The sequence below is a fragment of the Mesorhizobium sp. ISC15 genome, assembly GCF_037162615.1.
In the GTDB taxonomy this organism is placed as follows: Bacteria; Pseudomonadota; Alphaproteobacteria; order Rhizobiales; family Rhizobiaceae; genus Mesorhizobium; species Mesorhizobium mediterraneum.
The window spans coordinates 5232854-5245950 of the sequence record NZ_JAVSPX010000001.1 but is presented as its reverse complement, the minus strand read 5'-3'; the positions used below and the strand labels follow the sequence as shown (position 1 = coordinate 5245950).

The 13097-nt window shown below is 63.5% G+C and carries 13 protein-coding genes; 11 read left to right on the top strand and 2 right to left on the bottom strand.

Translation table 11 applies throughout. From position 1 onward, the window contains the following. The 11 genes from RPG13_RS25165 to purU all read left to right on the top strand — a co-directional run bounded on the left by RPG13_RS25165 (position 1) and on the right by purU (position 10460). Complete coding sequence (locus RPG13_RS25165) at positions 1 to 1077, top strand: ABC transporter ATP-binding protein (RefSeq protein WP_127293444.1); 1077 nt, start codon at positions 1 to 3, stop codon at positions 1075 to 1077. Between the two features lie 35 nt (positions 1078 to 1112). Beyond that, on the top strand, positions 1113 to 2210 hold the full coding sequence (locus RPG13_RS25160) for a Gfo/Idh/MocA family protein (protein ID WP_337126269.1): 1098 nt from the start codon (positions 1113 to 1115) through the stop codon (positions 2208 to 2210). A gap of 26 nt (positions 2211 to 2236) precedes the next feature. Beyond that, on the top strand, positions 2237 to 3151 hold the full coding sequence (locus RPG13_RS25155) for a sugar phosphate isomerase/epimerase family protein (protein WP_337126268.1): 915 nt from the start codon (positions 2237 to 2239) through the stop codon (positions 3149 to 3151). Positions 3152 to 3219: 68 nt separating this feature from the next. Continuing rightward, a complete protein-coding gene (locus RPG13_RS25150) occupies positions 3220 to 4161 on the top strand; it encodes a sugar ABC transporter substrate-binding protein (protein ID WP_095482641.1) in 942 nt (313 codons plus the stop codon). Positions 4162 to 4222: 61 nt separating this feature from the next. Next, positions 4223 to 5227 (top strand): ABC transporter permease, encoded by a 1005-nt coding sequence (locus tag RPG13_RS25145; protein ID WP_245457993.1) that lies wholly within the window; start codon positions 4223 to 4225, stop codon positions 5225 to 5227. Beyond that, positions 5224 to 6006, top strand: a complete 783-nt coding sequence (locus tag RPG13_RS25140; protein ID WP_442921395.1) for an ATP-binding cassette domain-containing protein — start codon at positions 5224 to 5226, stop codon at positions 6004 to 6006. The genes RPG13_RS25145 and RPG13_RS25140 overlap by 4 nt, the downstream gene beginning before the upstream one ends. A 16-nt stretch (positions 6007 to 6022) precedes the next feature. Next, positions 6023 to 7204, top strand: coding sequence for an aldose 1-epimerase family protein (locus RPG13_RS25135; protein WP_337126266.1), 1182 nt, complete (start codon positions 6023 to 6025; stop codon positions 7202 to 7204). A gap of 91 nt (positions 7205 to 7295) precedes the next feature. Further along, positions 7296 to 8384, top strand: coding sequence for a fatty acid desaturase family protein (locus tag RPG13_RS25130; protein ID WP_095482637.1), 1089 nt, complete (start codon positions 7296 to 7298; stop codon positions 8382 to 8384). A gap of 45 nt (positions 8385 to 8429) precedes the next feature. Further along, entirely contained in the window at positions 8430 to 8744 is a 315-nt protein-coding gene (locus RPG13_RS25125; protein ID WP_095482636.1) for a MocE family 2Fe-2S type ferredoxin, read from the top strand. Between the two features lie 37 nt (positions 8745 to 8781). Then, complete coding sequence (locus RPG13_RS25120) at positions 8782 to 9582, top strand: 3-methyl-2-oxobutanoate hydroxymethyltransferase (RefSeq protein WP_095482635.1); 801 nt, start codon at positions 8782 to 8784, stop codon at positions 9580 to 9582. Continuing rightward, positions 9579 to 10460 (top strand): formyltetrahydrofolate deformylase, encoded by an 882-nt coding sequence (gene purU / locus RPG13_RS25115; RefSeq protein WP_337126265.1) that lies wholly within the window; start codon positions 9579 to 9581, stop codon positions 10458 to 10460. The genes RPG13_RS25120 and purU overlap by 4 nt, the downstream gene beginning before the upstream one ends. 17 nt (positions 10461 to 10477) lie before the next feature. Here purU and RPG13_RS25110 read toward each other — a convergent pair whose 3' ends face one another. After that, entirely contained in the window at positions 10478 to 11959 is a 1482-nt protein-coding gene (locus tag RPG13_RS25110) for an HAL/PAL/TAL family ammonia-lyase (RefSeq protein WP_337126264.1), read from the bottom strand. Further along, the gene (locus RPG13_RS25105) at positions 11956 to 12957 is read right to left on the bottom strand and encodes an ornithine cyclodeaminase family protein (RefSeq protein ID WP_337126263.1); all 1002 of its coding nucleotides are present in this window, start codon (positions 12955 to 12957) and stop codon (positions 11956 to 11958) included. Before RPG13_RS25105 ends, RPG13_RS25110 begins: the two co-directional genes overlap by 4 nt. Between the last annotated feature and the right edge of the window lie 140 nt (positions 12958 to 13097).

Below are 13097 nucleotides of genomic sequence, written 5' to 3'. Positions count from 1 at the left end.
ATGGCCGATATAGTCTTCCGCAATGTGACGAAACGCTACGGCAACACGCTCGCCGTCGATGACGCCTCGTTCACGGTCAACGACAATGAGTTCTTCTGCTTCTTCGGCCCGCCGCTGTCGGGCAAGTCGACGGTGCTGCGCCTGGTGCTCGGGCTTGAAACGCCTGACGCGGGTGAAATCCTGATCGGCGGCAGGCCAGTCAACACCGTGTCGCCGGCCGAGCGCAACATCGCCATGGTGTTCCAGAACCTGGCGCTGTTTCCGCATATGAGCGCGCGCGACAATGTCCGTTTTCCCCTGGTCGAACGCCGGGTCGCCGAGGCCGATATAGAAAGGCGTGTCGCCGATGTCGCGGCCAAGCTGCATATCGGCCACATCCTGCACAAGCCGCCGGCGCAGCTTTCGGGCGGCGAGCGGCAGCGCGTGGCGATCGCCCGCGCGCTGGTGCGCGATCCCAATGCCTATCTGATGGACGATCCAATCTCGGCGCTCGATGCCAGGCTGCGCGAGGAGACGCGCGTCGAGCTGAAGCGCATCCAGCGCGAGCTCGGCAAGACGCTGATCTATGTCACCCACGACCAGGAAGAGGCGATGTCGGTCGCCGACCGCATTGCCATCCTGGAGGATGGCAAGATCAGGCAGATCGGCGCGCCGGCCGAGATCTATGATCGCCCGGCCAGCACCTATGTGGCGCAGCTGCTCGGCTCGCCGATGATGAATATCTTGAAATCGGTGCGCGGCGAGGGCGGCGTCGAGGCGGCGGAAGGCGCGATCCGTATCGCGGACAAGGCTGCTCCGGCCGATGCCGTCGAGATCGGGCTCAGGCCGGAAGATATCAAGGTCCGGCCATGGCTGGATGGGGAAATATCGGATGGGCGCGCGGGCCGCCCGGCGCGGGTGTTCGAGGTCGAGCCGCTTGGCGGCTACACCGTGGTGACGCTCGCTGCCGGGCAGGCGCGCCTGAGGGCGCTGCTGCGTGGCCAGCCGGACATAAGGCCGGACGCCATGGTGGCGATATCCTGTGAGCCGGCCAGAGTGCATTATTTCGGGCAAAGCGGCGGAGCGCTGGCACGATGACGGCGGCTGCAAGAAACGAGCTTCGGGAGGATCAGATGGCAAACAACGGGTTCGAGCCGGACGTGAAGGTCCGCACGAAAGAGTATAGAATCGGCTGCGTCGGCGCCGGCATGATCATGGCCGAATGCCATCTTGCTGCCTATCACGATGCCGGCTTTCCGGTGGTGGCGATCGCCTCGCGGACCAAAGCCAGCGCCGAGAAGGTCGCAAGGCGCTGGGAGATCCCGACCGTCCACAGCACGCCTGAACAACTGATCGAGGACGAAAATGTCGAGATCATCGACCTTGCCTTTCCGCCGGACCAGCAGCCGGCGCTAATCCGGCACGCGCTGAAGCAGAAGCACATCAAGGCGATCCTGGCGCAGAAGCCGCTGGCGTTGTCGCTCAAGGATGCAATCGAGCTGCGCGACGAGGCGGCCAAGGCCGGCAAGATCCTCTCGGTCAACCAGAACATGCGCTATGACCAGTCGATGCGCGTGCTGAAGCAGATCATGGACAGCGGCGCGCTCGGCGACATCGTCTTCGCGCAGATCGACATGCACGCGATCCCGCACTGGCAGAGCTTCCTCGAGGACTACGATCGGCTGACGCTCGCCAATATGAGCGTCCACCACCTCGACGTGCTGCGCTTCCTGTTCGGTGATCCCCTGGAGATCACCACGCTGACCCGCAAGGATCCGCGCACCCGCTTCGATCATTCGGACGGCATCACCGTTTCGACGCTGCGGTTCCCGTCCGGCGTGCTCGCCGTGTCGCTGGAGGATGTCTGGTCCGGCCCGCGCCAGGAGGGCTACAAGGACGACCAGCACATCAACTGGCGCGTCGACGGCACCAAGGGCGTCGCCAAGGGCACGATCGGCTGGCCGACTGGTTCCGCCTCGACGCTGACCTATGCTTCGACCGAAACCACTGGCGGCGAATGGGTGACACCCAGCTGGGGCACGATGTGGTTCCCGCATGCCTTCATCGGCGTGATGGAGCAGCTCCAGCACGCGGTGAAGACGGGTGAGCCGCCGGCACTTTCCGTCGCCGACAACGTCAAGACCATGGCGCTGATCGAAGCCGGCTACCGCTCGATCGACGAGGGCCGCACGGTCAAGCTTTCCGAAATCTCGACAAACCCAATCAGCTGAATCACTTACAGGGAGGACTTCATATCATGATGCAGGCAGGTATTTTCACGGGCTATTTCCCGTACAGCCTCAAGGAAACCGCGCAGAAGATCCGCGCGCTCGATTTCAACACGGTGCAGCTCGACCTGCATTTCAGGGATGTCGACCTGTCGGCCGGGCAGATCACCAAGGACAAGGCCCGGGCTGTTCGCGACGTCTTCCGCGACCACAATCTGCCGGTGTGCTGCGTGTCGGGCTACACCAACATCATCCATCCGGACAGAGCGGAGCGCGAGAAGCGCGTCGGCTATCTCAAGGAGATCATCCGCAGTGCCCGTGATTTCGGCTCGCCCTACGTGATCTCGGAAACCGGCACTTACAACACCGAGTCCGACTGGGTCCATCATCCCAAGAACAAGACCGAGGAAGGTTTCGAGGAATGCCGTAAGGTCATCGCCGACCTTGCCCAGACGGCCTACGACCACGGGGCGGTCTTCCTGCTCGAAACCTATGTCAACAATGTCGTCGGCTCGGTCGAGGAGACGGTGAAGATGTTCGCGCAGGTCGACCATCCCGGCCTCGGCCTTCTGATGGATCCGACCAACTATTTCGAGACCCATAACATCGACAGGATGGACCAGATCCTGAACCAAGTGTTCGACACGCTGACCGACAAGATCAGAATAGCCCACGCCAAGGACGTCAAGCGATCGGGCGGCGACAAGTCGGAGAAGCACGCCGATATCGGCGACGAGGACGCGCTGGAGAGCCACACTTTCCGTGGTGTCGGCGAGATCGAGCTGCCGGCGCCCGGCCTCGGTTCGCTCAACTACGACCTCTATCTCAAGCGGCTTGCCGAAAAGCACCCGAACATTCCGGTCATCATCGAGCATCTCTCGGAAGACGACGTGCCGCGCGCCAAGAAATTCCTCGACGGCAAGTTCCGCGCCAACGGCCTCTGATAGGAGTCCTGCGTCGCCGCTATGCGGCGGCGCTTTCCACCGGGAGGAAATATAATGGAGGAAGCGAAATGTTGAAATTCGGATTGAAACTGGCGACGGCCGCGACTTTGTTGGCAGGGATAGGGTTGGGCTCGCCGGCATTCGCACAGGACGGCCAGAAGACGTTCTATCTCCTGTCGCATGGCGGCCCATCGGATGCATTCTGGCTCGACTGGAATGCCGGCGCCACCAAGGCCTGCGACCAGCTCAAGGTGACCTGCAAGATCTCCTTCAGCGGCGGCGACATGGCGGCGCAGAAGGAGGCCTTCAACTCGGCACTGGCCGCCAAGCCCGACGGTATCGGCACCACATCGGCGCAGCCCGGCCTGTGGACCGAGGAGGTCAAGGCGGCGAAGGCTGCGGGCATCCCGATCGTGTTCTTCAACACCGATGATCCGGCAACCGGGCGGCAGGCGTATGTCGGCGCCGACCTCAAGGAGGCCGGCGTCATCTGGGCCAAGTATCTGGTCGACAACAAGATGGTGAAGCAGGGCGACAAGGTGTTCCTGCCGGTGGAGGTGCCGGGTGCCAGCTATCAGCAGCTCGAGACCGAAGGCATCGCCAGCGTCTTCGATCCGCTTGGCATCAAATATGACGTGGTCGATTGCGGCACCGATCCAGCCGGCATCATCGCCAAGATGACCGACTATATGGTGGCCAACAATCCGCCGGCGATCATCGCACTCGGCGATTCCGTGGCGGCCAGCATCAAGCGGGTGTTCGACGGCGCCGGCGTGCCGGCCGGCAAGATCCCGGTCGTCGGCTGGGGCAATTCCAAGGAAACCGCTGAAGCCGTCAAGGCCGGCTTCGTCAACGCGGCCGCCTGGCAGTTCCCGTCGGCGCAAGGCTTTATGCCGGTCGCGCTGCTCGGTCTCGCCGCCTCGGGCGAACCGATCGGCTACGACATCCACACCTTTAGCCTCTACGACGCGACAAGCGTCGAGCCGATCCTGAAACTCTACAACAAGTGATGGAAATTGACGTCCGCCGCGCAGGCGGCGGACGTCGCTCCACGATATGGTTCAAACCGTTATGACAATTGCCGCAGAAGAGGAAATGCCGGGCGTCAAGCGCAGGTCGAGCCTGATCCGCTCGCCGCAATTCTCCTCGCTCGTCATCCTCGTCGTGCTGTTGGCGGCGTTCGCTATCGCCGACGCCAACTTCCTGTCGCCGCTCAACATCTCCAACATGATGGCGTTCCTGCCCGAGCTCGGCATCATCGCCCTCGGCATGACGCTGCTTCTGACGGCGGGCGAATTCGACCTTTCGGTCGGTGCCGTGTTCGGGCTCGCGCCGGTCGTGGTCATGCTTCTGGTGCAGAGCGGCCAGGTTGATATCGGTGTGGCGCTGCTTGCCGGGCTGTTGTTATGCGTGGCGATCGGGGCCATCAACGGATTGATCGTCACCAAGATCGGTATCTCCTCCTTCCTGGTGACGCTGTCGATGCTGCTTGTGGTGCGAGGGGCGGCGCTCTACATCACACAAGGCTTCCCGCTGAAATCCTGGGACCAGCCCGGCTTTTTCGTGACGCTGCTGGCTGGGAGCTTCAACATCGGCTCATTCCGGTTCTACACCTCGTTGTGGTGGTTCGTCGGCCTGTCGCTGCTGGCGATCTACGTGCTGCACTACGCCAAGCTCGGCAACTGGATCAGCGCCGTCGGCTCCAATCGGAATGCGGCGGTGGCGCGCGGCGTGCCGGCCGATGCGGTCAAGATCTGGCTGTTCATCCTGACCTCGGTGCTGGCGGGTCTGGCCGGCATGATCAGCGCCTTCCGCATCTCGGCTGCCTCGCCGGTGGCCGGCACCGGCTACGAACTCGAAGTGATCGCCATGGTGGTGGTCGGCGGCACGGCGCTGACCGGCGGGCGCGGCACGATCCTGGGCACGATCGTCGGCGCGCTGATGCTGCGCAGCATCCGCAACGGCATCGTGCTGATCGGCGTGCCGGGGCTCGCCTACAACATCTTCGTCGGCGTCATCATCCTCGCCATGCTCATCCTGCACGCTTTGCTGCAGAAGAACGCCGCCAGGAGCTGATCATGGAAGTGCTTCGGCTGCAGAACCTGCAAAAGTCCTTCGGTAGCGTCCGCGCCCTGAAGAGCGCCTCCTTCACACTCAACGAGGGCGAGGTGGTGGCTCTCCTCGGCGACAATGGCGCCGGCAAATCCACCCTGATCAAGGCGATCTCCGGCGTGTTCCCTGTTGACCGCGGCGAGATCTATGTGCGCGGCCAGAAGGTCTCCATCCGCTCGACGCGCGACGCGATGGATCTCGGCATCGAGACCATCCACCAGGATACGTCGCTGGCGCCGGATCTCAGCATCGCGCGCAATCTGTTTCTCGGTCGCGAGCCGGTCAATCTCAAATGGTTGGGCGTGTTCGCGCCGCTCGACCTCGCCAACGTGCGCGACGCCGCCTTGGCACTTTTGAAGCGCGTCGGCATCTCGAAAAAGCTCGACGCCGATGCGCTGGTCAGCACGCTGTCGGGTGGCGAGCGCCAGTCGATCGCCATTTCGCGGGCCATGCAGTTCGCCGCCAAGGTCATCATCCTCGACGAGCCGACCAACAATCTCGGTGTCGAGGAAACACATGGCGTGCTGCGCTTCGTCAAGGAGGTCCGCGCAGCCGGTCATTCGGTGCTTTTGATCACCCACAATATCCACCATGTCTTCCAGGTCGCCGACCGCATCATCGTCATGCGCCGCGGCGAGATCGTCGCCGAGCAGACGGTCGCCGATACCGACCTGCTGACGGTGGAGAGCATCATCACCGGCGCCGACATGTCGGCCCTGCTCAAGGAGACGAGAGCGAAGTGAAGGAACTGGCCGTCACATGGTAGAGCTTTACGGCAAGACGCTTTCGCGCCGGCAGGTCGCGGAACGGTCCGGCATGCTGTCGCAATTCGCCGGCGTGCGGCTGATGACGCTTGGCGATGGCGTGGAGCGCGGCATCCGCATGCTCGAATTCCGCACCGGCTCCGGCCTGCGCTTCACCGCGCTGGTCGACCGGGCGCTCGACATCGCCGATTGCGATTTCAAGGGCCAGGCGGTCGGCTGGCATTCGCCGAGCGGCTTTCGCCATCCCGGGCTGCACGAATATGAAGGCGAGGAGGGGCTGGCCTGGGCGCGGTCGTTTTCCGGCCTGCTGCTGACCTGCGGCCTTGACCATATATTGTTCATGAACGAGGTCCCCGCCGACAGCTACAATTATCCACCGAAGAAGACGGTGCGTCATTCGCTGCATGGCCGCGTCAGCACAATCCCGGCGCGCCTGACCGGCTATGGCGAGACATGGGACGGCGACCGCTGCGTGCTGTGGGCCGAAGGCATCGTCCAGCAGTCGACGGTGTTCGGCGAGGATCTGCATCTGCTGCGGCGGATCGAGGCCGATGTCGGCGCCAACGAGATCCGGCTTTCGGACCGCGTCGTCAATCACGGTTTTGGCCGCACGCCGCATATGTACTTTTATCACATCAATGTCAGCCATCCGGTGCTCGACGAGGGCTCGCGCTACCTGGCGCCGATCCGCGACGTCGTCTGGGCGGGCCATGCCGGCGAGCGCTATGAGGCGCAGAAGGTCGGCTACCGAACGGCGCCGGCACCGCAACTGGGCTTTACGGAACAGGTCTGGCAGCACGAACTCGGCGCCGACGTCAACGGCGACGTGCCGGTGGCGGTGGTCAACGACCGTCTCGGCCTCGGTCTCGAAGTCGTCACCCGCAAGCACCAGTTGCCTTGCGCCTATGAGTGGCAGAATTTCCAGGCCGGACATTATGCGCTCGGCATCGAGCCGTCGACGCATCATGTGCTGGGCAATCTGGCAGCGCGCGAACGCGGCGAGATGATCTGGCTGGAGCATGGCGAGAGCCGCTCCTACAATGCGGTGTTCCGGGTCCTTGACGGTGCCGACGAGATTGCGGCGGCCGAAAGCCGGATCACTGACATCGCCAGGCAGCCGCAGCAAGATTATCCGCAGCCGTCAGGCAATTTTCCGGTGCTCGGAGACAGGTCGTGATGATGGCGAGGACGATGCGAAGCACCAGTTGGGAGGCTGGGTCCGGTCGGAGCGGGGAGGGCTCGCGGCCCATCAGGATTTGGAGGTCACAATGGCTGGCACAGTGAAGCGCGACTACAGCCTGGTCGGCGAGAGCACACGCAGGGCGATCGAGACAGGGCTGGCTTCGGCCGAATGGTATCACACCGACGTCTCCCGCAAGGCAATCAAGGAGCTGATGCAACGGTCGGATGGCCCGGCGATCCGCGACACGATCATCTGGATCGTCGCCATTCTGGGCTCGGCGGCCGGTGGCGTCTATTTCTGGGGCACCTGGTGGTGTGTGCCGTTCTTCTTCGTCTACGGCGTGCTCTACGGCTCCTCCAGCGACTCACGCTGGCATGAATGCGGCCATGGCACTGCCTTCCGCACGCGCTGGATGAATGATGTGGTCTACCAGATCGCCAGCTTCATGCTGATGCGCAATCCCGTGACCTGGCGCTGGAGCCATGCCAGACACCACACCGATACCATCATCGTCGGACGCGATGCCGAGATCGCCGTGATGCGCCCGCCGGACCTTTTGCGCGCAGCGCTCGCTTTCACCGGTATCCTTGATTTTCGCTATTCGCTTCCGGCGCTGGTACGCCAAGCGTTCGGCAAGCTCACGCCCGACGAGAAAAGCTACGTTCCCGAGATGGAACAGCACAAGGCCGTCATCGCCGCGCGCTGGCATGTCGCCATCTATGTCGCCACGATTGCGCTCGCCCTCACCATGCGGTCGTGGGTGCCGCTGGTGCTCATCGGCGTGCCGCGCCTCTACGGCACCTGGCACATGGTGCTGACCGGCCTGCTGCAGCACATCGGCCTGGCCGACAACGTGATCGACCACCGGCTCAACACCCGCACCGTATACATGAATCCGATTAGCCGCTTCATCTACTGGAACATGAACTACCATGTGGAGCATCACATGTTCCCGATGGTGCCCTATCATGCGCTGCCCAGGCTGCATGAGTTGATCAAGCACGATTTGCCGGAGCCGAACCCGTCGATGTGGCATGCCTATCGCGAGGTTTGGCCGGTCCTCCTCAGGCAGCTCAGATATGAGGATTATTTCCTCAAGCGTGAGCTGCCGCCGACGGCGCGGCCCTATCGTGGCGAGTTCCACGAGGTGAACATGTCAGCGGCGGCGGAATAGGCACTGCACACCCGCCGCATTACAGAAAATTCAGGAGAAGTAGAGATGGCCGATTGGGTCGAAGCGTGCGCCGTGGACGATGTCGAAGAAGAGGATGTCATCCGCTTCGACCATGGCGGCCGCACCTTCGCGATCTACCGTTCCCCTGACGACGAATTCTTCGCCACCGACGGGTTTTGCACGCATGAGAAGGCCCATCTGGCCGACGGGCTTGTCATGGACGACATCATCGAATGCCCCAAGCACAATGGCCGCTTCAATTACAAGACCGGCCAGGCCAAGGGGGCTCCCGTCTGCGTCAATCTTGTGACCTACCCGGTCAAGGTCGAGGCCGGTAAGGTGATGATCCAGATCGCCTGACCGGCCTTCCATTCACGCAACAAAGGGACCAAACTCGATGAGCCGTAAAAGACCCACGATCGCCGATCTGCGCGCCATGAAGGGCAAGCGGCAACTGACCATGCTGCGCGTGTTGACGATGGATGAGGCCGAGGCCGCCGAAAGGGCTGGGATCGATATCGTCTCGGTGCCGCCGGAGCTGGTGCTCAACCCGCAATACCGCGATGCCGCACCCAGCCTGTTCACCATGCCGGGCGACAATTTCTACGAGATCGGCACAGCCGACGATTTCGTGCGCTGGGCGTTCCGGCTCTACAAGGCGAGCGCCGACGCGGTCTATTGCAGCGCTGGTTATGCCACCGTCAAACGGCTGGCCGATGACAATATACCGGTGATCGGCCATGTCGGACTCATTCCATCCCGCGCGACCTGGACCGGTGGCTTCAAGGCCGTCGGCAAGACCGCCGACAGCGCCATGCAGATTTTCGAGGCAGTCAAGCAGTATGAGGCCGCAGGTGCTGTCGGCGCCGAGATCGAAGTGGTGCCGGTCGAGGTGGCCAAGGCGATTTCGGAACGGACGTCGCTGATCATGCTGTCGATGGGAGCGGGCACCGGCTGCGACGCGCAGTATCTGTTCGCCGACGACATCCTTGGCCAGAACCGCGGCCACATGCCCCGCCATTCCAAGGTCTACCGCAATTTCGCCGCTGAATATGACCGCCTGCAGGCGGAACGCATCGCCGCTTTTTCCGAATATGTCGCCGACGTGAACAGCTTGGCCTATCCCGAAGACAAACATGTGGTGCATATGGACCCGGACCAACTCGGTCTGTTCATGAAAAGGGTCGACGGCGCGTGAAACCTGACGGCAATGCTGCAACTGGCAATGTGAAGCCGGTTCATATTCTCACTCTATCGTGTGAAGACCGGCCGGGGGTCGTCGCCGCGGTCACCACTGAGCTTGCCGCGAACGGCGCCAACATTGCCGAAAGCAGTCAGTTCTGGGACCGGCAGAGCAATCGCTTTTTCATGCGGATCGCGTTCACCAGCCCGGCAGGCTCGACGAAGGACGATCTGGAGCGAGCCCTGGAATCGTCCGTCGACCGGTTCGGGATGGAGACCGCGCTGGTCGATCAGGCGCGCCGCCCGAAGATCATCGCCATGGTCTCGAAATTCGACCATGCGCTTCTCCACCTGCTTTACCAGATCAGGGTCGGCTGGCTGAATGCTGAGGTCGCCGCCGTCGTCTCCAATCATGAAGACGCCCGGCGCTTCGCCGAGATGGAGGATATCCCCTACCACCATTGGCAGACGACCAGGGAAAACAAGGCCGAACAGGAGCAGAAGCTGCTGGATCTCGTGCAGGAGACGGGGTCCGAGCTCGTCGTCCTGGCGCGCTACATGCAGGTGTTTTCGAAGGGCCTTTCGGATCGGCTTTACGGGCGGGCGATCAACATCCACCATTCCTTCCTGCCGAGCTTCAAGGGCGCAAAGCCCTATCACCAGGCCTTCGACCGCGGCGTCAAGCTGATCGGCGCGACAGCGCATTACGTGACATCCGATCTCGACGAAGGCCCGATCATCGAACAGGAGACCGAGCGCGTCACCCATGCGATGAGCGCGGAGGATTTCGTGGCCGTCGGCCGCGACATTGAAAGCCGCGTGCTGGCGCGGGCCGTCAAGCTGCATCTTGAAGCTCGCGTCATGCTCAACGGCCACAAGACAATCGTCTTTTGACGAGCGGTCGCTCGGCGCTACGCCTGCCACGATCCGCTGGCGAGCGCTGCGTAAATCGCCTCGGCATCGATGCCCTGGGGCCTGTCCTCCTTGAGCGGCAGGACAAGCGCGCGCACCGCCGCATGAATCGCGGCGGTTGCCGGCGCCAACGTCAGCCCGTTGCGCAGGTCTACGGCCTGTGCGGCCGCCATCAGCTCGAAGGCGATCAGCCGCTGCCACAGCACGATCATGTCGGCGCATTTGGAGACGGCCAGCGGTGCTTGCGTCGCATGGTCCTCGACGCCCTCCGAGACCGGTAGGAAGTCGAGCGTCACCGGGTTGGCCTTGTGGCGGATGGCGGCGAGGATCGCGCTCACCGTCTTTTGCAGCGGCACGAAACCGGCCGAAGCACCGCCGACCGGCGATAGATATCTGGGCAGGCCGTTGCGGCCTGAGCCGGTAAGCTGGATGAAACGAGCGGCAGAGGCGGCCGCGCATTGAGCTATGGCGAGGCCAAGCGTCTCGAAGGCAAGCGACAGCGACGGGGTGTGGAAATTGCCGGTCGACAGCACAATGGCGTCGTCGCCCAGCACGAGCGGGTTGTCGGCAGCGGCGTTGAGCTCGATCTCGACGGCTTGCTTGGCCTGATCGATTGCCTGCAACAGCGCGCCATGGATCGACGGCATGCAGCGGATCGATAGTGGGTCCTGCAAGGTGGCCGGCGCCGGCGCCTTGTCGCGGGCCAGCAGATCGCGCAAGCCTTGCGCGGCCCGCTGCTGGCCAGCGGCCGGTCGTGCCGCATGCAAGCGCGGATCAAGGATCGTCTGGTTGGCGCCGATGCCTTCCATGGTCAACGCGCCCGCCTGCTGTTGTTGCGCGAAAGCGGACAGTGCGTCGGCCACCGCCAGCGCGCCGCTGCCGGCGGACACCGCCGAGGCGCTTATCAGCGACAGCCCGTCCTTGGGGGCGAGGCTGACGGGGGCGAGGCGCGCCATCGCCAGCGCCTTGGCCGCCGGCATGCGCCGGCCCTGGAAGTCGGCTTCGCCGTCGCCGGTCAGCATGCGGCCGAGCGTTGCCATCAGCACCAGGTCGCTGTCGCCGATCGAGCCCAGCGACGGCATCACCGGATGCACGCCGGCATTGAGCGCGTCGATGAGTGCGTTGAAAACCTCTGACGAAATGCCCGAACCGCCGGCCGAAAACATGCCCGCCCGGGCAAGCATCGTCGCCCGCACGATGTCTTGCGGCAGCGCGTTCCCCACGGCGCCGCTGCGCCCTTCCAGCAACTGGCGCTGGAAGGCGCTGGCGTCGCCGCTGACCGACGTGCCGAGATTGGCGCCGAGCCCGGTGTTGAGCCCGTAGATCTGCTGGCCGGAGGCGGCGGCGCGGTCGAGCACTTTTCGCGCTCTGTCCAGCCTCTCGCGGACGACAGACGCCACCTCGACCTTGCGTCCGTCGCGGGCAACCGCCGCGACATCCTCGACCCTGATGTCGGCCCCGGTGAGGATGAGCGCGCTCATGCGAAGCGCAGCCGCTGGCCGATGTTCTGCGCCTGCGCCTTGGCCAGCATCGCTTCGCCCAGCGCGATGTCGGAGAGCGACAGGCCGCGATGCCAGAACAGGATCGTCTCGTCGTCGCTCTCACGCCCGGGCTTGAGGCCGGCAGCGATCTGGCCAAGTTCGGCGTGCAGCGTTCTTTCGCTGAGGCGTCCGGCCTCGACATGGGCGCGCAGCGAGCCGAATTTGCCGCCCTTGCACTGGCCCCAGTCGTCGACGACGATCTTGGCCATGATGTCGGTCAGCGACAATTCCACCGCGCTCATCGTGCCGTAGGGCATCACCAGCGCGCCGGGCTTGATCCATTGCGTCTTCAGCAACGCCTGCGGTTCCAGCAGCCGCGAGGCCTCGACGACGATGTCGGCGCCTTCGACGCAAGCGCGCCAGTCGGCGACCGCCGTGACCTTCTTGCCGAGATCGGCGGATAGCTTTGCGGCAAAGCCGTCGCGGCTTTCGGGCCGGCGCGAATGAACGCGGATCTCGTCGAAGTCGAAGAGATGGTCGAGCAGGCGCACGTTCCAGTAGGCGGTGCCGCGGGCGCCGACATGGCCGAGGATCTTCGATGTCTTTTTCGCCAGATGTTTTGCGCCGATGGCGGTGACGGCGCCGGTGCGCATGTCGGTGATCACGGTGGCATCGAGGATGGCACGCGGCGTGCCGGTGCGCGGATCGAACAGGTTGAGGATGCCGAATTCCGACGGCAGGCCGTGCAGGTAATTGTCGACATAGTCGCCGACGATCTTGACGCCCGCCGAATCGAGCGGCGCGACGTAGCCGCGCAGGACGTTGAAATGGCCGTTGAAGGACGGGTCCGGCTCGAGATGGACGCGCGGCTCGATCACCGTCTGGCCGTTGCCCTGCGCCACCAGCCCGGCCTCGACCGCTTCGATGATTTCCGCATCGGTCATATCAAGCGCTTCGATGTCGAGGGCGTTGAGATAATCGATGTAGACGGGCTTCATGCGCACACAATTCCTAAGTCAGAAGAGGTTCGATGGCGAGGTTCAGTCATCGCATAACAGGTCGCGATACGACACGAAAGTTTGTTGGGCCATGTCTGGACGGCGCCGCCCAAATGCTGTTCAAACCGGTGCGTCATCGA

What these genes read in the sequence shown, in the direction of transcription:
- RPG13_RS25155 (WP_337126268.1), top strand. Translation starts at nt 2,237, where the DNA reads ATGATGCAGGCAGGTATTTTCACGGGCTATTTCCCGTACAGCCTCAAG.
- RPG13_RS25125 (WP_095482636.1), top strand. Translation starts at nt 8,430, where the DNA reads ATGGCCGATTGGGTCGAAGCGTGCGCCGTGGACGATGTCGAAGAAGAG.
- RPG13_RS25160 (WP_337126269.1), top strand. Translation starts at nt 1,113, where the DNA reads ATGGCAAACAACGGGTTCGAGCCGGACGTGAAGGTCCGCACGAAAGAG.
- RPG13_RS25120 (WP_095482635.1), top strand. Translation starts at nt 8,782, where the DNA reads ATGAGCCGTAAAAGACCCACGATCGCCGATCTGCGCGCCATGAAGGGC.
- RPG13_RS25105 (WP_337126263.1), bottom strand. Translation starts at nt 12,957, where the DNA reads ATGAAGCCCGTCTACATCGATTATCTCAACGCCCTCGACATCGAAGCG.
- RPG13_RS25145 (WP_245457993.1), top strand. Translation starts at nt 4,223, where the DNA reads ATGACAATTGCCGCAGAAGAGGAAATGCCGGGCGTCAAGCGCAGGTCG.
- RPG13_RS25135 (WP_337126266.1), top strand. Translation starts at nt 6,023, where the DNA reads ATGGTAGAGCTTTACGGCAAGACGCTTTCGCGCCGGCAGGTCGCGGAA.
- RPG13_RS25110 (WP_337126264.1), bottom strand. Translation starts at nt 11,959, where the DNA reads ATGAGCGCGCTCATCCTCACCGGGGCCGACATCAGGGTCGAGGATGTC.
- RPG13_RS25150 (WP_095482641.1), top strand. Translation starts at nt 3,220, where the DNA reads ATGTTGAAATTCGGATTGAAACTGGCGACGGCCGCGACTTTGTTGGCA.
- RPG13_RS25165 (WP_127293444.1), top strand. Translation starts at nt 1, where the DNA reads ATGGCCGATATAGTCTTCCGCAATGTGACGAAACGCTACGGCAACACG.
- RPG13_RS25130 (WP_095482637.1), top strand. Translation starts at nt 7,296, where the DNA reads ATGGCTGGCACAGTGAAGCGCGACTACAGCCTGGTCGGCGAGAGCACA.